The sequence below is a fragment of the Trueperella sp. LYQ143 genome (assembly GCF_046599595.1).
Classification (GTDB): Bacteria; Actinomycetota; Actinomycetes; order Actinomycetales; family Actinomycetaceae; genus Trueperella.
In genome coordinates this window covers 70,132-88,471 of the sequence record NZ_JBKIWR010000005.1, presented here as the reverse complement: position 1 = coordinate 88,471, position 18,340 = coordinate 70,132, and the positions used below count along the sequence as shown (strand labels likewise).

The window sequence follows — 18,340 nt, the reverse complement described above, 5'->3', positions numbered from 1 at the left end:
TTCTCAATGAGTGACCAGAAACGGCGCATCCTGGAGGAATTTAACCGGAAAGGGCGGCGGAATCACCGCAAGAATCAAGGTGATCGAATGAAGCCGGATACGCAGCAGCGTCCAGATCAAAAGGATTCGGAGCTGTGGGGTGTCACGCGCCGTGACGCACAATCAGAGCGAAAACTCGGTGGGGGCGATTCCGATTCGACGCCACCGAAAAAGCTGCGCGTGAAAATCGGGTATCTTCTGGCGCTTGCTGTTGCGGTGGCAGTAGGGGTATTCCTGTTTTTGCGTCCGGAGGGTTTTACCGACGTAAAGACCTCTGAGGGTTTTACTATTTTGCAAAAGCAAGCCATTGAGCATATTGAAGTTACCGATGGCTCGCAGATTGTGCGAATCTGGTTGGAAAAGGATTATCGGCCGACCTCGCTAGAGGGTGACGAACTAGATCCGACCGATCAGGTCCAGTTCCAGTACCTCGATTCTCAGGCGGATTACGTCGCTAAGTTAGTATCGCAGGCAAAGACGAAAGACGGCTATAACTCGATCGTTCCGCAGGAATCCATCGTGTGGTCCGTCATGTCGCTGCTGCTTCCGATTATTTTGATCGTGGCAGCTTTCTTGTGGTTACTTCCGCGAATTCAAGACTCCATGAGTCAATTCGGCAAAATTAAGCGCAATGGGTTTGAATCGGCGGTATCTCACGTCACGTTTGACGATGTTGCGGGTGCTGATGAAGCCGTTGAAGAGCTGCGAGAAATTAAAGAGTTCATCGAGAACCCGAAGAAGTTTTACGCGATGGGCGCCAAGATTCCCAAGGGTGTTTTGCTGTATGGCCCGCCGGGAACAGGCAAGACCTTGCTTGCCCGCGCGGTTGCTGGGGAAGCCGGTGTGCCGTTCTTCCATATCTCGGCCTCAGAGTTCGTTGAGATGTTCGTCGGTGTGGGTGCCTCGCGGGTGCGTGATTTGTTTGCGAAAGCGAAGAAGGTTGCTCCGGCGATTATCTTCGTCGATGAGATTGACGCGGTTGGGCGCAATCGCGGTATCGGTATCGGCGGCGGAAATGACGAGCGGGAACAGACGCTTAACCAGTTGCTCGTCGAGATGGACGGCTTTGATGAACACTCAAATGTGATCGTTATTGCGGCAACGAACCGTCCAGATGTTCTCGATTCGGCACTGTTGCGCCCTGGGCGTTTTGACCGTCAGATTGGTGTGGATGCGCCAGATCTGACGGGGCGGGAACGCATTTTGCAGGTTCACGCTGACGGCAAACCGTTGGCGGAGGAAGTATCGCTGTCGAGTATCGCACGTCGTACCCCGGGATTCTCCGGTGCGGATCTGGCGAATCTGCTCAATGAGGCTGCTTTATTGGCAGCTCGTCGGGGGCATCCGGCGATTGGGGAAACTGATGTCGATGAGGCGATCGATCGACTCATTGCTGGCCCACAGCGGCGCACCCGCGTCATGAACGCGAAAGAGAAGCAAATGACGGCCTATCATGAGGCCGGGCATGCCGTAGCTGCCGCAGCTCTCAACCACACTGATCCGGTAACTAAGGTGACGATTTTGCCGCGCGGTCGCGCTTTGGGATACACGATGGTTATGCCGACGGAAGATCGCTACTCTACCTCCCGCAATCAGTTGCTTGACCAGCTCGTCTACGCGATGGGTGGGCGAACCGCTGAGGAGATCGTATTCCATGATCCATCGACTGGCGCAGCTAACGATATTCAAAAGGCAACGAATATCGCCCGCAAGATGGTTACCGAGTACGGCATGTCAGATCGAGTTGGTCCGGTTCGACTGACTCCTGATGAGGCCGATCCGATGAGTGGAATGGGCGGCGGCGGTGCGCGGGACCACTCTGATTCTTTGGCCTGCACCGTCGATGAGGAAGTCCGTCAATTAATGGATGTCGCCGCACAAGAGGCCTGGCAAATCATGATGGATAACCGCCATGTACTTGACCGATTGACCTCCGAACTACTGGAACACGAAACCGTGTTGGAAGATCGGTTGCGCGAGATCTTTTCCGATATTGTGAAAGCTCCTTCAAGGGAACTGTGGTTGAGTTCGCCCAACCGCCCAGTTTCCACTGATCCGCCGGTGCCTTTCCCGCAGGAACAACAATGACCTACGATGCGGCGGGCGTTGCCCAAGCTATTCGCGATTTGTTGCGCGCTATTGGTGAAGATCCGCAGCGTGAGGGCTTGCGAGAAACGCCGGAGCGGATCGCCCGTTCCTATGCGGAGATCTTTGCGGGATTGCAGGATGATCCCCGCCAGCACATGCGCCGCACGTTCGACGTCGGGCATCAAGAGTTGGTACTCGTGCGAGATATTGCGCTGTATTCCATGTGTGAACACCATCTGTTGCCATTCCACGGATATGCCCATGTGGGCTATATTCCTGGGGCGGATGGGCGTGTGGTGGGTCTGTCGAAGTTGGCGCGGTTGGTTGAGGGATATGCGCGTCGTCCACAGGTGCAAGAGCGGCTGACGGGGCAGATTGCCGATGCCTTATCTGAGGAACTCGACGCGGCGGGCGTGATAGTGGTGGTATGTGCGGAGCATTTATGCATGTCAATGCGTGGTGTGCGCAAACCAGGAGCGAGCACATTGACCTCAGCAGTACGTGGAGTTTTGAATGATCCGGCTGCGCGAGCACAAGCAATGCAGCTCATTATGCCAGCAGGAGGCCCGCGATGAAGATTATGGGCATTGTGAACGTCACGCCGGATTCATTTTCTGACGGCGGGAAATTCGCCAGCGTTGACGCAGCTATCGCTCATGCCCAAGAGCTACTGGCCGCAGGTGCGCATGTGATTGATATTGGCGGTGAATCTACCCGCCCTGGGGCGCAGCCGGTTGATCCGGTGGAAGAGTGGCGGCGCATTGGTCCAGTTGTGCAGGCATTGGCGGGGCACTGCCAGGTTTCTGTAGATACGTATCATTCCCAGACGGCGTATGCGGCGATCCAGGCCGGAGCGGCGATCATTAATGACGTTACCGGCGGGCTGGGAGATGAGCGCATGTTTGATGTGGTGGCAGATAGCGAATGTGATTACATCTTGCAGCACACCCGCTCTGACTCTCGCACGATGGCGCAATATGCTCATTATGGTGACGTTGTTGCTGAGGTTCGCAGCGAGCTGGCACGTCAGCGCGATTATGCGGTGGAATCAGGAATTGCCCCCGAACGAATTATCCTCGATCCAGGCTTGGGTTTTGCCAAAGACAGCGCACAGACCTGGGAGGTTATGCGCAAAGTGGCAGATTTCGTCGGTCAGGGGCATCGCGTGCTTATTGGGCAGTCGCGCAAACGTTTCCTTGCCGATGTAACCGTCGGTGACGAACGCGATGTGGCAACTGCGGTGTTGTCGATTGTCTGTGCTCAGCGTGGGGTATGGGCAGTGCGAGTGCATAACGTGGCGGCGACGGTGACAGCTCTGCAAAGCTGGAAGGAAAGCCAATGAATTTGTCGTCTTTCGATTTCGGGGCACAAGACGTCATAACCTTGCGGGGGTTGCGGGCTACGGGGCGCCACGGGGTTTTTCCGGAGGAACATCAGCACGAGCAAGAATTCGTTGTTGATTTAGAGATGCGCGTAGATACCCGACGGGCGGGTCATACGGATGACCTGGCTGACACCATATCGTATGCGGATATTGCGCAGGCATGTGTGGAGGTCATTAGCGGGGAACATTGCGATCTTATTGAGACGATTGCCGAGCGCATTGCGGCGCGCGTATTTGAATTTCCGGTTCGCAGTGTGCGCGTGAGTGTTCACAAGCCGCAGGCTCCTATCCCGCATGAATTCTCCGATGTTTTTGTGACGATTTCTCGAACGAATCCCATGTGGGAACGTGGCGGGCGAATCGCAGTGATTTCTTTAGGCTCTAATCTGGGGCAGAGCGCCTGGGAATTAGATACTGCGGTGACCGAGCTAGGGGAGATTGGCGATGTCTTAGCCTATTCGCCAATCTATCGCAGTGCGCCGGTATTGGCGCCAGGGCAGGATCCGCAGCCGGATTATCTCAATGCGATTGTGCTGTTGCGTACTGAACTATCTCCAGCGGAAGTGCTGCATGCGCTATTGGAGATAGAGGCGGAGCATGGTCGTGTTCGCACGGGAAAGTGGCAGCCGAGAACTCTTGATCTGGATATGATCTCGATGGGAGAGCTGCGGATTTCCACAGCGGAGCTCACTTTGCCCCATCCGCGAGCTAGCCAGCGGCGTTTTGTACTGCAGCCGTGGCTGGATGTTGACCCTGACGCACATCTGGATGGAGTGCGGGTGGCGGATTTGTTGGAGGCAGTGAGCGATCAGCCGCTTGCGCGCTGGATGGATTCAGATGCGTAAGCAGCTCGCGCCTACCTCTATCCTCATGCTCATTGCTGTGGGAGTAGTGAGTGCGGTGAGCGTGGCGGTGCTCGTCCATCTGTTTGTTAGCCGAGGGAACACGGTGTATGCCATTCCCGTCTATGCAGTTGGCATACCGTTGTGTATCGCTGTTGTGACCTTGTGGCAGGCGTGGTTGGTTCGTGGCTATGTTGCCGGGAAACGGAACATTAATCCGCTCCATGCAGCCCGTATTTGGATTTTGACGCAGGCGGTATCCCGAGTGGGAAGTATTCTCGCTGGCGGTTCGCTGGGGGTTGCCGTCGGATACTTCTTATCTGGGCCGACGTCCTTTCTTCGAGTAAATGCGCGGCATGCTGTGATTGCTGGTATCGGGGCATTTGTGATGGCGGTAGCTGGGGTAGTGGCTGAGCGTTGGTGTATATCTGACGATTCTGCCGGGCTATCTTCGCCGGGGGAGGTGAGCTAGTCCCCTTCCTCATAGATGGGGTGGCCTCTGCGCCGGGGTGCATGGCGTGATAGCTTCAGCGGCACATGGCCTATCCCGTTTTGGGCGCTGAGAGTTCTCGTCACAGGATAGAGCGAATTTGCTGTGTATTCCTGCGTACAAGTGGCGGTTCACCTCTGCCAATATTATCTGGCTGATATATCGTCGGGATTATAGCTACTGATACGATAGCTGCCCCTAGGTAGCTGCGCAGAGAAAATCCTGTGTTGGCAAGCGTAACAGAGCGTGCGAGAAGGGTTTAGGGAGCAATATTATCTATTTGCTATTAGCCTTAGACTCCGCCATTTGCCCATAACAGTGCGTAAAACCAGAAGTAGTGCAACACCCCTAGGGGCCAAGCTGTGTCGAATCCAACTAGGGGGGGGGTAAAAGCCCTATGACCTAACCAGTAACTATTTTAGACTTGAGCTATGAGAACTCCGTTAGCACAAAACGTTTCTTTTACCTCGCTTCCTCGCAGTTATGCCACCGTGTGTTTAGTTCGTGGTTTATTGAGCTATGGCGTCCTAAGCATTATTGCTGCGATTAGCGCGGGGTTAATGGCTCCGAATATGACCCTGGGATGGCTGTTATGGGTGGGCGTGCTCATCCTTGTGGTGGCTGGGGTATGGGATACCTATATCGACGTGCGACGGGCGCATATTTTTGGCTATGCCGAATTAGACGCAGAATTGTTGATTCGTTCTGGGGTAATGTTCCATCGGGTATCGGTGGTGCCATACGGGCGAATGCAAAAAGTCGATGTGCATACTGGCCCGTTATTGAAAATATTTGGATTGGCTAACGTGCATTTGTTAACGGCGGCGACGACTACCGAAGCAAAAATTTACGGTGTCACGGTAGCTGAGGCAGAACGGCTACGGGTGAAGCTGACCCACCTGGGTCAGGCGCACATGGAAGGTCTGTGAGCATGACGCAGAACGCTTCTCCGATATACCCCGATATGCAGTGGCATTCACTGCATAAGGTGACTCCATTTTCTCGGATCGGGACCTTATGGGTTGCGCTGGTAGTGGTGGCATACAACATAATGGTGGATGCCTTGCGCGATGATGGTCTTTCCTTGAGTGAGATCATTCATGAGATCAGCTTCGTCCATATTGCTATTTTCCTGGCTATCTTGCTGGGGATCTCACTGCTGGTTTCCCTTTACGGGATTATCTCCTGGAAAAAGATGGCATACGCTATCCACACATCTGGTATCCATGTCAAACGCGGTATTTTCATTAAATATCACGGTCACATGCGCTGGGATCGGGTGCAAAGCGTGGAGATCCAGCAAAAGATCTTTGGTCGAATTTTTGGTTTTGGATCCGTGCGCATTGAATCTGGTGGGCGGCAGGACGCTACTGAAATTGGGCTATTGCGGATGTCTGACTGCGCCCAGCTGCGCCGCGAAATCCTCCGCGGTCTAACTAATGTTCGCGCTGGACGCCCGTACAACGTCAATGAATATGACGTAGCCCAACAGGCTGGTGAAGGGATAAGGGCTAGTAGTGAGGCCCAGCCGCATGAGTATGCCCCACATGCGCAGCCTGCATATATGGCACCACAGCCTGTGCCAGGTGCTCCGGTTGATATGACGGGATCAGCAGGTGGTAGCGGTGGTTACGCAACCGGGCCTGTAGGAGCGATCCCGATTTTCGATCCTGACGATATTGAAAACGATATTCTCATCTACGAGGCAGTTACCTGGCGTTTAGTGGTATCGCATATCCTCCAGGTTCACCGGATTGTCGCTGTCGCACTGGCGATATTTTCCGTTGTATTAACCTGGTTTTTGTCAAAAGAACCGGCGGTTATTTTTATTATCTTCACCGTGATTATTCCGGTGTTCTATGCGATAGTGCGCATGATTTCCTATGATTACGGGCAGAAGATATATCTATCAGAAAACGGGATACGGATTCGATCCGGTATGTTCACCTTGCGCACCGTCTCTCTGCCGCCTCAGCGAATTCATGCGGTTCAGCTTCGGCAGCGTTGGCTGTGGCGCAAGTTTGACTGGTGGACGATAACGGTCACGGTTGCCGGAACAGATGACGCAGATATTAAGCTCAATACATCAACGATCCTGGCTGTTGGTTCGCGCGCTGAGGCCTTGCGAGTGTTGTGGACGCTGTTGCCTAGCACTGGAATGGATAACGATCAGGCGTTAATGAACGAAGCATTGAACGGTAAACGCACCGGAAAGTATTTCTTGGGTGCGCCGCCGAGTGCTCGGTGGGTGGATCCGTGGATCTGGCAGCATAACGGTATTTGCCTGACACCCAATGTTGCTATCTTCCGTCGGGGACGATTCACGAAAACCATCTCGGTTCTCTGGCAAGATCACACGCAATCTCTGCGGATTTCCCAAGGGCCAATTCAAGCGAAGCTAGGTTTGGCGTCTTTGTCATGCGATCTCGTCCCTGGAGTGGTTGAGTGTCGGGCCAAGAATTTCCCGGTCCAGCAGGTGCAAGAGATGATCTGGGTAGAGAATCGTTTGACGGCGGCAGCTCGCGAACGCGGAGTCAGCGAAACAATCAAGGAATGGATCAGCCGTGTAGGGCTGGGGCAAAATCAAGCGGTTTCCCGATAAGGTGCTGCGTGATTGATATGAGCTACAAAATGGCATAGCTGGCGATACATAAAACAGCCTAAATATGCCATTAGAGTTGCTCTACCTCAATACCCGCAGCAGTGAAAACTGCTTTCACACTCTGGTAGTTGCTGCTCATAATGGTTGCTTGAGTCAGATGTGGAAACTGTTTCAGCTCTTCTAAAGTGACGGCGTTGAGATCAAAAGAGTCATCCTCGCCGTCCCATTGCGGAACGATGTTCATGTACGTCTCATTACCGCCATCCATATAGATCGTTTCCACATACGGCGCTAATGAAGCGGGGATTGTGAGGGATTTGAAGAACTCAAGGGCAGGTTGAATGATCTGCGTGCTCTCCGTATCTATCCCTTCGTCGGGGTGGGCATTGGCAAAGTCAAAGATATTAAAGCTCGGCTGGAGTAGCCCTAGGTCATACATCAATACTTCAATGACGGCCAGCTTGAAGTTGAGGTTATCAAAGTGCAAGGTGGCTTCTTCACTACCTAAGGAGTGAGCATTAGTCGCGATATATTGAGAATCACTCGATTTGCCAGGCTTTTGTGCGCCGTCATTCTTCTTTTTCCTAGACCACAGCATGAAGATCTCCGTAAAGGCGTGCCTCACTAGTAATTTGAGGTTCTGGGTTTTGCCACCCTCCTCCCCAAAAAAAATAATATCTGCTTGAACTTAGGATCGTCACTCAAAACCAAGGTATAACCCACAGCAGATTGCGGGCTTAAAAATTTACGTAACCTGATGTGCCGACGGGTTACGTGCAGCTACTGCTGCCCAATGGCATGATCCAAAGCGCCGCAGTTGGAGGCATTATGCGCGATAAAAGATTTCTATATCGACGCTAATCAGTGGCGCACGCCTCCCAGCCGTCGTAGATACCGTGGTAATCGCACGCGAGTTTGCTGAAAAACATTCTATTTTGCGCCACCGTCTCCGAATTTACCGCTGTATCTTCACGATGCACTGCAACGTGCCAATTGAAACCTTCTTGATCTGCCCCGATGTGGTGCGGCTGCTGACCATAGGGCAACCAACCCGATTTGCCAGCAACTTCTAAAGCCTTAGTTGCCGAGTCTTGATGAGTAAAATACAGGAAATGAATCTGATCCCTGGGCTTGGTCACATCAACTCGTTGCGCTAAAACTGCCAGAATCTCCTCATCGTCCTTTTTACCTTGCGGATCATCCCAAACTCGGGCATACAGTGCGTTCATCGAATGATTCACCCATTCAGATGGGCAGCCTTCAGTTTGCCCATACCAGCGCTTTTTCATCGCATTGATTGGAAATAAGATGACCTCACGCAGGCCGCCCGGATGTTGTGGGTGATAGAGCGCGATCTCCTCGCCGTGAGCATCCTTATACCAACGCCAGCATAAGTTCGCGTTTTGGCTAAGGGTATAGCCCGCTCTGATCCCAATCGTCATAATCAAGGCAAATGGGTCACCCCGCTGTGATTCTGGGCTAGCCAGCCATTGGTCTCGCACCTGATAGAAATACTCATCTAGTTCAGCAAGCGAGGTGATCCCGAAATCCTCAGTAGCAGTTTTCAAGGAATGTATAACGGTGCTTTGCTGCGTTTCGTTGAGCGTCGTTACCTCATATTTAGGGGATTCAGGCACGGCTTTAGCCTCATGCCGAAACATATCAAATAACCCCATTGTTCTGCTCCCTCCGGCGTTGTTTAATGCTATCAAATAGCGATATTCGGTAATGGCTTTGCGAAAAGACCGGATCATCTATACATTCCCAGAAACCCTCCAGCAAGGAATTCTGGGCAACCCCGATACCTCAATATCTGCTATGAGTGCCGCCAGCCGTCTTTGGCTTTCACGCAATGAGACGTCCTGATTGCTCCGGTATTTTATCCATTGCCTACGTCAGCTATTGAACTTTTCTGCAGCGGGCAATCTCCACGAATTGTGCTTCCTCTTTTTCATCGGAGGGTTTATCGCCGAGGTACTGATATATGAAGAAGTAAGCCGAGATCGGGGCAAACTCAGAATCTACCCAGAGTGGGTAATCAAAGCTCAGATCCATCTTTTCCAGCAATCAAACGAATCACGGCGCATTACAGAGTGCTAGTCATGTGCCGTAAAATGTGCCAGAGTTCCCGACCCGGATTAAATTGTTCGTCAAATTGCCAGACGCTAATCGTTCGGGTACGCCAGATTCTTCTGGAATATCCGCAGTATAGTGGTAGCTTTCCTCGTCTTTACCATGAAAAAGAAGCAGACAGCTATGCTCTTAACGCCCGCTCGTATGCTCGGAGATAATCGTCAGGACTCAGCAAGAGAAATAAGCTGAATATGCTGACGGAGAGTGTGGCTCTCATCGGGAGCAAGCCAGATGGCATTCTCGCGGAAATTCGCCGCTTCCACACAGATGAAATGACGCCATTGTTGCGGCCCAACTCCGCGCGTCTGTGCCCCGAGCTCTGGCCCCGGATTCCATACGATCGTATCTGCGGAGCCTTCTTTCGTGATATGCAGGCGGCGTTCCCACTGCGGGTCGATAAGGTCGATAGGGTCGGATGAATGAAAGACAGAATCGGTATGGTCAGTGATGTGTAGCGGTCCGTGGTGAGTGCGCGGGGTATATGGTGTCGTCGTCGCGTCCAGATAATCTGTGTTATCGCATCCATGCAAGGTAATATGCCGAACATCGCTGACTGCCAGGTACGTATGCAGGGTGGCCTCGTAGCTCATGGGTTGCGAGCCAATATTATGGACGGTGAAAGCCAGAGACAGGGTATCGGAGGTGCATTGGGCGTGGAGCTGAGCTGACCATTGCCCACTTTCCTCGCTACCTACCACGTCATCGGCAGTAATACGGTAACCGATGTGCATGCCCTCAGAATCCGGCTCAGTGCCCAGCCGCCACGGGGCATTACGGACCAGCCCGTGATGAGGGCTGTAATGGTTACCGCGTCCGGCGCCAATCCACGGAAAACAAATTGGTATCCCGCCGCGTTCAGGATAACAAGCGTCATTCGCCGGTGGGGGTGCGGGAGCAACCGCGGGATTCAGGGCGCAGATGGCGGGTGAGCTGGTGGGTGAATCAGAAACCCGCCCGCTTGGGTGCGCAGAATCATCTTCGCCTGGGGAAGCCCCCGCAGGATCGTCAGGGCGATAACACCACAGCAGTGGATGCGGGTGACCGGCTGGTTGCCAACGTGTAATAAGCGCACCACGCGGGAATGATTGCAATATCGCGCCATCTGCAGACGAGCATAGGATCATTGCGTTCGGATCTTCCGGGAGAAAGTCAGACGAGGGAGTATCCATTTAATCCTCCGGTTTTGGTGGTGATGATACGAGATGTTCGCCTGCGTGGCGCACAGCGTTTTTAATATGTGGAACCAGCCCAGGACGGACGGATAACACACGCACCCCAGATGCGAGAAGTTGAGGAATGTATTGAGCATTTGACGCTAAATCTCCGCATACTCCCACCGGGCAAGAAACGCGCGTCGTTATCTGATGGATGAGATCTAATACCAGATCCACACAATCGTGGGCTATCTCGGCGACTGCGCTATTTGCTCGGTCAGCGGCCGCAATATATTGGATCAGATCATTCGTTCCAATTGACATGAAATCAACGGCAGGTGCATATTGCGCGATCTGTAAGGCAACAGCGGGAGTTTCTATCATCATACCGAACTCGGGAATAAGGTGGGAATCCGCCGGATTGACCCCCTCGTCAGCCAAGGCCTGAGTAAATAACTCGCGTGCCCACGCTAGCTCACTAACTGTGGTAACCATCGGGATGATGACATTGACGGGAGCATGGCGTCGGGCGCGGATAATCGCCCGAAATTGCTCGCGTAGTGCCTGCGGATAACGGCGTAACAGACGAATACCGCGTTCGCCGAGGAAAGGATTATCCTCGGGATCTTGCGCAAAATACGGCAAAGGTTTATCGGCGCCGACATCCCAGATCCGGATATTAATTGGCTGTGAAGATCCCACCTGTGAAGCGATACTCTCGAAAGCGGCGCATTGCTCGGCAATACTGGGTAGCGATGTTAGGTGTGCAAAAAGTATTTCGGTGCGCACTAATCCGCATCCGTCTGCTCCATTGTCGTGGGCGACGTGGGCGTCCGATTCAATGCCAATATTTGCTGCGACGATAACCCGATCTCCTTGATAGATAACAGGTTCATGTGCGTGTTGCCGGGCTTCATCATGCAGAGCTTGCTGGGCTTTATAGGCTTTTAGTAACTCGTGAAGTTCAGCGCGCGAAGGATCTATGGTGACCGAACCAGAGGTAGGTTCGAGAGCAATCTCTTGCCCCGAACGCACGTGCCGAGCTTGAGCGTTTCCGGTGAGAATCGGGATTCCGCGGGCGGCGGCGATCAGCGCGCCGTGGCCAGTAGGGCTGCCTAAAGCTGTGAGAATACCGGCAACGCGCCCGGCTTCAATCTCGGAGGCGAGGGCGGGCGTTAATACGTCAAGGACCACGACAGGCGGAGTCGTGCACTGCGCGATAGCTTCAGATAGCCCACCAAGCGGAATACCGCGAACCGCGTTGATGAGCAGCTCCCCGAGTGCGCGAACGTCATCGGCTCGTTCCCGCAGATAATCGGTGGGCAGATCGCGGTAGAGCGCCACAGTTTGCGCTGTTCCGCGCCGAATAGCGATCTCTGTGGGGATACCAATATGGATTTGCTCTTCGATACGTCGGGTAAAAGTAATATCTTCGAGCAGGCCAATTTGCAGGGCCAAGATTGGATCATGCCCAAGTGATTCCAGGTAGTGGCGCACGATAGCGCTCGCTTGGGTGAAACTTACTTCTGCGGCGTTCGGATCAGTGCTGCGCTGCGGGCGCCACACTAATGCTGGGCCGACGACGATTTCCAGCCCGGAACCAGGGGTGCGCTGGTGTGCGGGCAGCGGTGAGGTTGGCAGTGGATTTTCTCCGTCGGTTGCCCATCCCCGACGTGCTAGCTGTTCAACAATGTCAAGTGCGTCCCGAGCTTGCGGCCCGCTCGCTTGAACGAGAATCTCGTCGCCTTTTTGCACGCCGAGTGCGATGATTGCGGTGATAGATCGGGCATCGGATGGACCGCGGGAGGCTGCTTCGTGGCTTATCCGAACCTTTGCTTTTAAGGCACTGACGCCGGCAGCTAAGGCGGCGGCTGGGCGTGCGTGAAGTCCGGCTGGATCGGTGACGGTAAAACGTCGGGAAATCCATTCGGTATCGCCCACGTCCTGATATTCGGGTAACGAGGGATGTGCCAAAGTGGTGGGCGAGGTTGAGGCAGTGACGAGTGGGTCGAAGATTTCGCGCAGTTCCGTCGTGAAAGGGGTGCCGGTATCAATATCTTCTGGGGCGGGGAGTTCAGCTCGTTTGACCTCTAGTGCCCGCATGGCTTCGCGGGCAACCTCCTCGCGAGAAGATCCCATCGCGGCACTGACGGCACCAACCATGAGCCCTTCAACGAGAGGCGCTGGCACGATAAGGGTCCGTTCGGCGAGGGCGGGATCAATAAATTCCAGAGCCATCTCGGTGGACATAACGGCCGAACCTAAATCGAGCAGGACGACGACACCTGCTCCAGTATCGGCTTCTTCAATCGCTTCGGCAATACGCTGTGCATTTGTGCCGAATGCGCTATCGACTCCGCCAGCTAGGGTGATATGCGCATTCGGGCTCATTTCCAGTGCGAGATCTTTAGCGGCTTGGGCTAGCGGGGCTGAATGAGATACGACAACAACGCCGACGTTACTCACCAAGTACCTCCGCGGCGTGCAATAGTAGGACGCTGGAAGCCGAACCGGGATCTTGTACTCCGCATGAGCGCGAGCCAAGGTAGGAGGCGCGTCCTTTGTGGGCGATCATCTGGATTGTGGCTTGCGCACCTCGACATGCGGCAGTGTGCGCGGCGCTAATAGCAGCCGACAGGGATTCGGGATGAGCATGGGCGGCTTCTGCGGCGGGCAGTAGTGCGTCAAGCATGGTTTTATCTCCACGGTTTGCTTTTCCGCGGGTTTGCACACCCATCACGGCGTTTTCTAGGGCGGCAATAAAGCCAGGGGCGTCGAGATCTTTATGGGGGAGTGCTGCGGCCATTTTCATAAAGAATGTTCCGTATAGTGGTCCGGCGGCACCGCCTACGTGGGCTACTAACGTCAGGCCGACTTTCTTCAGGTACTCGGTGGGGTCGGCGAATTCCTCGGTAGATAGCGCCCGCACGGCAGTCATCCCGCGAACCATGTTCACCCCATGATCGCCGTCGCCGATTAGCCGGTCAAGCTCGGTTAGCTCTCCAGCATGTTCGTCCACTAAATCGGCGAATCGTTCCATCCAGGCGATAAACCTTTGGGTGTGAGTCATTTATGCCTCCCAGCGCAGTGCCGTCGTTGCCACAGGGGCGTCCCATAAGTCGATGATGTCGTTATGTGCGCGCAGTAACGACAACGCACATCCTTCCATATCCAGACTAGTCACATAGTTACCGACGAGGTGACGCGCCACGTCGATACCGTATTCATCAGTGAGAACTCGATGGATTTCACCGTACATCAAGTACAGTTCAGAGATTGGGGTAGCCCCCATCCCGCTTAATAAGGCAATAACCGGCCCGCCAGAAAAATCAGCATCCGAGATAATCGGCTCGACGATCTGCGGGGCGAGTTCTCGGGCGCTAGTGAAGGCAGCGCGGCACCGCCCGGGTTCGCCGTGAATACCAATGCCGAGTTCTATTTCTTCTGGGCCCAGATCAAAAGAGGTGGCGGCAGTAGTGGGGACGGTACATGCGTTCAATGCCAGCCCGAAACTGCGGGTGTGATCGGCGGTGTATCGAGCTAGCGCGGCAACTTCCGCTAGCGTATCCCCACGCTCGGCTGCCGCACCGGCAATTTTTTCCACGAATACACTGCCGCCTATGCCGCGTCGCCCAGCGGTGTAGAGCGAATCTTGGACGGCGACGTCATCGGCGATAATGACGGTTTCCACGGCGATCCCCATATCGGCAGCGCATTCTGCAGCCATCTCGAAATTCATCACATCGCCGGTGTAGTTCTTCACCAGGAAGATAAGGCCGTCTGCGGTATGTACCTGTTCAACTGCGTGAAGTATGTTCTGGGGGACGGGGGAGGTAAAGACTTCTCCGCAGCAGGCAGCATCGAGCATTCCGCGGCCGACAAAACCGCCATGAAGTGGTTCGTGGCCAAAACCGCCGCCAGAAATCAGGGCTACGCCACGGGTTTTGGGATGGCGCCGATAAATAACTCGCGTATCCAGATCAATACGGAGATCATGCGGATGTGCAACGCGCATACCGGCGAGTGTTTCACTGACCACATCGTTGGGGCAGTTGATGAATTTCTTCATTTCTTCAGTCAATCACATAATGCAAGCAGGTGAAAGAGCAAAATATGGCTGGTCGAACACGTAAAATGCGGCGAGAGTGAGGAGCGCATCGTTGCACGATAGGATGCCCGTGTGAAAGCACAGACGGGACGAATGCGGATTGGGCTTATTGCTGCGGGTCGAGTGGGAACAGCGATGGCCAGCGCGCTGCGCGCGGTCGGGCACACTATTATTGGTGCCTATGCTCCGAGCCCTGAGGCGGTAGATCGGTTAGATGCTATGCTGCCCGGAGTGCCGGCTCGTGAGATTCTCGATATTGTGGCGCAGGCTGATCTTGTTCTTTTGGCAATTGATGACGCGGAAATCGCTCCGACCGTTGCGGGTTTAGCGCAGATGGGGGCGTGGCGGGCAGGGCAAATCCTGGTCCATACGAGCCCACTGTTCGGGGTGAACGTCCTTGAGCCGGCAGCGCAATGTGGGGTAATGACGTTAGCACTCCATCCGGCAATGCGTTTCAGCGGGACCTCACTAGATGTCGCCCGATTATCTGGATGTTTCTTTGCGGTAACTGCATCTCCTGCAATTCAGCCAATTGGTCTTGCGCTGGCTGCCGAGATGGGCGCAGAAGCGGTGATTATCCCTGAGCAGTCTCGTCCGGCCTATGGGCGTGCTTTGGGGCGGATGTGCGATGAGATTGAGGTATGCGTCGGTCAGGCGGTGCGTCAGCTTGCGGAATGTGATGTGCTAGATCCCGCCGCGCTGGCCTATGCTCTTGCGCATGATGCCTTGGAGACGGCGCTGCGAACAGGGCCATACGCGATGGGGCAGGATCTTTCTCGGTGGACGAGTGATTCACCCGTCACCTCGGATTGTGATTCAGCCGATCTATCCGATGATGAATAGGTAAAGGAAGTAGCGGGAGATTCATTCGGTGATTCAGCCGATGCGCCCAGCTAACTGAGTGCTCTAATGTGGGGTTCGACGACGCCATTTGTAATGACGGCACATAGGTTTACGGCAGCGGAATCGCGCAGATACAACACGGGAATTTTTCGCTAATGATGCTGACGGAACTCGCCGATAATGCCGACGGAACTTCAATACGTCTACCAAAGGTGGGAAAAGGAGTGGCTGAGGATAAGTCAGCTCAGGATACGGATCCCACATCTCATGCTATGGATATGCTGACGGAGAATGAGTTAAACGCCATGACTTGTGGCTTCTGGCGTATGCGGGCGGAACGATAGACTACCGTTGTGGAGATTTGTACAACCCGAGGAGAACTTGCTCAGGCTTTAGCAAGCCATCATGGCACGCGCGCCTTGGTGATGACGATGGGCGCTCTGCATGAGGGTCATGCCTCGCTCATGCGTCAGGCCCGCCAGGCTGCCGAGGTGTTGATAGTTTCGATCTACGTCAACCCCCTGCAATTTGGGCCGCATGAGGATTTTTCTGCCTACCCACGCCCTCGGGAAGCAGATCTGGCAGTATGTGAAGCGGAAAACGTAGATATCGTCTTTATGCCCACGGACGAGCAGATGTACCCACATCCGCCACTCGTTCGTATTGATCCTGGCCCGATGGCAACGGTATTGGAAGGGGCAACTCGCCCTGGGCATTTTGCGGGCGTGCTCCAGATTGTTCACAAGGTATTCCAGCTAACAGCTCCAGACGTCGCGTTTTTCGGGCAAAAAGACGCTCAGCAACTAGCGCTGATCCGCACTATGGTTGACGATCTCAATATGCCGGTGGAGATTCGAGCCGTGCCGATTGCTCGTGATGATGACGGCTTAGCCCTTTCTTCGCGCAATACCTATCTTTCTGCGGCGCAACGCGAACAGGCGTTGGCGATCTCGGCGGCCTTACGGGCCGGTGTTGTTGCTGGGCAGCGTGAGGGCACGGCCGGTGCGGCTCGAACGGCAGCGCGCAAGTATTTGGCACACGCGCCAGGGGTGCGGGTCGATTACGTCCATGCTGTTGATCCGCAAACCTTTGCTCAGCGCGATCCGGAATCCACCGAACCGACGCTGCTGGTTGCGGCGGCTTGGGTTGGCGAAACACGTTTGATCGACAATATGGAGGTTGATCTGTGAGCCGCATGCGAACCATGGTGACGGGTAAAATTCATCGAGCAACTGTCACTGGCGCTGACGTCAACTACGTCGGCTCGATCACAGTAGACGAACAGCTTCTCAGTGCTGCAGATATTCTGCCTGGTGAGCAGGTGGATGTTGTAAATGTGACCAACGGTAATCGGTTGACCACCTACACTATCGCAGGCGCAGCGGGCAGTGGGCAGATAATGATTAACGGAGCTGCTGCTCGGCTAGTATCCCCAGGCGATCTCGTCATTATCATGTGCTACGGGATAATGGATGACGAGCAGGCGCGCCACTTCCGCCCCCGCGTCGTCTTTGTTGATGAGCACAATCAGATCTGTGATTGCGGGAGCGATCCAGGTCGAGTGCCAGCGAATAACCCGTACAACTTACATTCATCCGCTTTGCCCGTTGATTCTGAACAGGAGTGACATGCCTCGTTTTCAGTTGCCGCGCGTTCTCAAGGTCCACCCGAAAGTCCTGTTGGGGGATATGAAAGATCGAAAAGATCGGCGAGATACCGCTTTTTCGCACGTCAACCCCGCCGGCGTGGAGGAGACGGAACAAGTCTCTGGTCCGGCTGGAGATAGCGCCCTTGCCGAGGAAATTTCACAGAAGATTGCGGATCTCGACGTGATGGTCGAAGGTGCGCCACAGCGAGTCTTTGGGGCATATTTGCTCAATATCGACGCATCGCTATTTGCGCAAAGCCAGCAGATGTCTCATATCAAAACAGTGATTGAGGCATTGCACATGCTACGCCGCCCGGTGCGTTTCTTATCGGTGACGTCCTCGGTATCCTCGCAGAAATTTATTGCGGCGATGGCGCGTGAAGGTATTGAGATTGAGCCGAGCCAGATCGTCACGCCAGGAAAATTAGCCTCTGCGTATTTTGCCCGCTCCTATCCCGGGGCTCAGGTCTACCTCATTGGGGATGAAGCCTTACAGCACGAGATGCAGGAAGCTGGTATTGCTATCACGGCAGATCCACGTCAGGCCAATGTGGTGTTTGTGGCTATGGATCGCGAGTTTTCGTATGCGAAACTCAATGATGCGTTCATTGCGGTGACGGAAAATGGGGCAGACGTGGTGACGTCTTCATTGCGCCGACTGTGCCGAAATGCTGATGGGACGTCAGCTCCCGGCGTGCTGCCTTTGGTGACGGCTATTGAAATTGCCACGCGCTCGCGAGTGACGAAGAATCTTGGATCGCCGGCAACCGATCTACTAGATCTGATCTTTGAAGATCTGCCAGCTAAACCCGAACATTCGCTGTTGGTCACGGATTCCCTCGGTGCAGATATTCGGATGGCAAAACGTTTTGGTATCCCGAGTGCGCTGGTTGTTACCAGCGAGGAAATGCGCGATAAAGCGCGGGAGCGGAAGCGTAAAGACCAACCCAATTACGTATTGAACAGTATCGCGGATATTATTCCCACCTACATTAAGGACCAGATTTAA

18 protein-coding genes are annotated in these 18,340 nt (G+C 54.3%); 12 read left to right on the top strand and 6 right to left on the bottom strand.

Translation table 11 applies throughout. The features are described 5' to 3' along the window. The first annotated feature begins 6 nt into the window (after window positions 1-6). From ftsH to ACLHIL_RS03200, 7 genes are all read left to right on the top strand, one after another. Window positions 7-2,127: an ATP-dependent zinc metalloprotease FtsH gene (ftsH, locus tag ACLHIL_RS03230; RefSeq protein WP_411296511.1), complete on the top strand. Its 2,121-nt coding sequence runs from the start codon at window positions 7-9 to the stop codon at window positions 2,125-2,127. Next, window positions 2,124-2,702, top strand: a complete 579-nt coding sequence (gene folE, locus ACLHIL_RS03225) for a GTP cyclohydrolase I FolE (RefSeq protein ID WP_411296510.1) — start codon at window positions 2,124-2,126, stop codon at window positions 2,700-2,702. The genes ftsH and folE overlap by 4 nt, the downstream gene beginning before the upstream one ends. Next, entirely contained in the window at window positions 2,699-3,469 is a 771-nt protein-coding gene (gene folP, locus ACLHIL_RS03220; RefSeq protein ID WP_411296509.1) for a dihydropteroate synthase, read from the top strand. Before folE ends, folP begins: the two co-directional genes overlap by 4 nt. Then, complete coding sequence (gene folB, locus ACLHIL_RS03215) at window positions 3,466-4,356, top strand: dihydroneopterin aldolase (RefSeq protein ID WP_411296508.1); 891 nt, start codon at window positions 3,466-3,468, stop codon at window positions 4,354-4,356. Before folP ends, folB begins: the two co-directional genes overlap by 4 nt. Continuing rightward, window positions 4,349-4,825 (top strand): DUF3180 domain-containing protein, encoded by a 477-nt coding sequence (locus ACLHIL_RS03210; protein WP_411296507.1) that lies wholly within the window; start codon window positions 4,349-4,351, stop codon window positions 4,823-4,825. The genes folB and ACLHIL_RS03210 overlap by 8 nt, the downstream gene beginning before the upstream one ends. A 449-nt stretch (window positions 4,826-5,274) precedes the next feature. Then, the gene (locus ACLHIL_RS03205; protein ID WP_411296506.1) at window positions 5,275-5,772 is read left to right on the top strand and encodes a PH domain-containing protein; all 498 of its coding nucleotides are present in this window, start codon (window positions 5,275-5,277) and stop codon (window positions 5,770-5,772) included. Window positions 5,773-5,774: 2 nt separating this feature from the next. Further along, entirely contained in the window at window positions 5,775-7,445 is a 1,671-nt protein-coding gene (locus ACLHIL_RS03200; RefSeq protein ID WP_411296505.1) for a PH domain-containing protein, read from the top strand. 70 nt (window positions 7,446-7,515) lie between these two features. On the opposite strand, the gene ACLHIL_RS03195 is transcribed toward ACLHIL_RS03200, so the two are convergent. The 6 genes from ACLHIL_RS03195 to dhaK all read right to left on the bottom strand — a co-directional run bounded on the left by ACLHIL_RS03195 (window position 7,516) and on the right by dhaK (window position 14,801). Next, on the bottom strand, window positions 7,516-8,070 hold the full coding sequence (locus tag ACLHIL_RS03195; protein WP_411296504.1) for a DUF6892 domain-containing protein: 555 nt from the start codon (window positions 8,068-8,070) through the stop codon (window positions 7,516-7,518). A 232-nt stretch (window positions 8,071-8,302) separates the two neighbouring features. Beyond that, a complete protein-coding gene (locus tag ACLHIL_RS03190) occupies window positions 8,303-9,121 on the bottom strand; it encodes a ribonuclease E inhibitor RraB (protein ID WP_411296503.1) in 819 nt (272 codons plus the stop codon). A 618-nt stretch (window positions 9,122-9,739) separates the two neighbouring features. Next, window positions 9,740-10,747 (bottom strand): hypothetical protein, encoded by a 1,008-nt coding sequence (locus ACLHIL_RS03185; protein WP_411296502.1) that lies wholly within the window; start codon window positions 10,745-10,747, stop codon window positions 9,740-9,742. Next, window positions 10,748-13,198 (bottom strand): dihydroxyacetone kinase phosphoryl donor subunit DhaM, encoded by a 2,451-nt coding sequence (gene dhaM / locus ACLHIL_RS03180; protein ID WP_411296501.1) that lies wholly within the window; start codon window positions 13,196-13,198, stop codon window positions 10,748-10,750. After that, complete coding sequence (gene dhaL / locus ACLHIL_RS03175; RefSeq protein ID WP_411296500.1) at window positions 13,191-13,802, bottom strand: dihydroxyacetone kinase subunit DhaL; 612 nt, start codon at window positions 13,800-13,802, stop codon at window positions 13,191-13,193. The genes dhaM and dhaL overlap by 8 nt, the downstream gene beginning before the upstream one ends. Beyond that, on the bottom strand, window positions 13,803-14,801 hold the full coding sequence (gene dhaK / locus ACLHIL_RS03170) for a dihydroxyacetone kinase subunit DhaK (RefSeq protein ID WP_411296499.1): 999 nt from the start codon (window positions 14,799-14,801) through the stop codon (window positions 13,803-13,805). Between the two features lie 111 nt (window positions 14,802-14,912). On the opposite strand from dhaK, the gene ACLHIL_RS03165 reads away from it, so the two are divergent. From ACLHIL_RS03165 to ACLHIL_RS03145, 5 genes are all read left to right on the top strand, one after another. Beyond that, a complete protein-coding gene (locus ACLHIL_RS03165) occupies window positions 14,913-15,683 on the top strand; it encodes a Rossmann-like and DUF2520 domain-containing protein (RefSeq protein ID WP_411296498.1) in 771 nt (256 codons plus the stop codon). Window positions 15,684-15,838: 155 nt separating this feature from the next. Continuing rightward, window positions 15,839-16,027 (top strand): hypothetical protein, encoded by a 189-nt coding sequence (locus ACLHIL_RS03160; RefSeq protein WP_411296497.1) that lies wholly within the window; start codon window positions 15,839-15,841, stop codon window positions 16,025-16,027. Window positions 16,028-16,036: 9 nt separating this feature from the next. Then, window positions 16,037-16,873 (top strand): pantoate--beta-alanine ligase, encoded by an 837-nt coding sequence (panC, locus tag ACLHIL_RS03155; protein ID WP_411296496.1) that lies wholly within the window; start codon window positions 16,037-16,039, stop codon window positions 16,871-16,873. A 5-nt stretch (window positions 16,874-16,878) separates the two neighbouring features. Continuing rightward, the gene (gene panD / locus ACLHIL_RS03150; RefSeq protein WP_411296585.1) at window positions 16,879-17,310 is read left to right on the top strand and encodes an aspartate 1-decarboxylase; all 432 of its coding nucleotides are present in this window, start codon (window positions 16,879-16,881) and stop codon (window positions 17,308-17,310) included. 1 nt (window position 17,311) lies between these two features. Continuing rightward, window positions 17,312-18,340, top strand: coding sequence for an HAD hydrolase-like protein (locus tag ACLHIL_RS03145; RefSeq protein WP_411296495.1), 1,029 nt, complete (start codon window positions 17,312-17,314; stop codon window positions 18,338-18,340).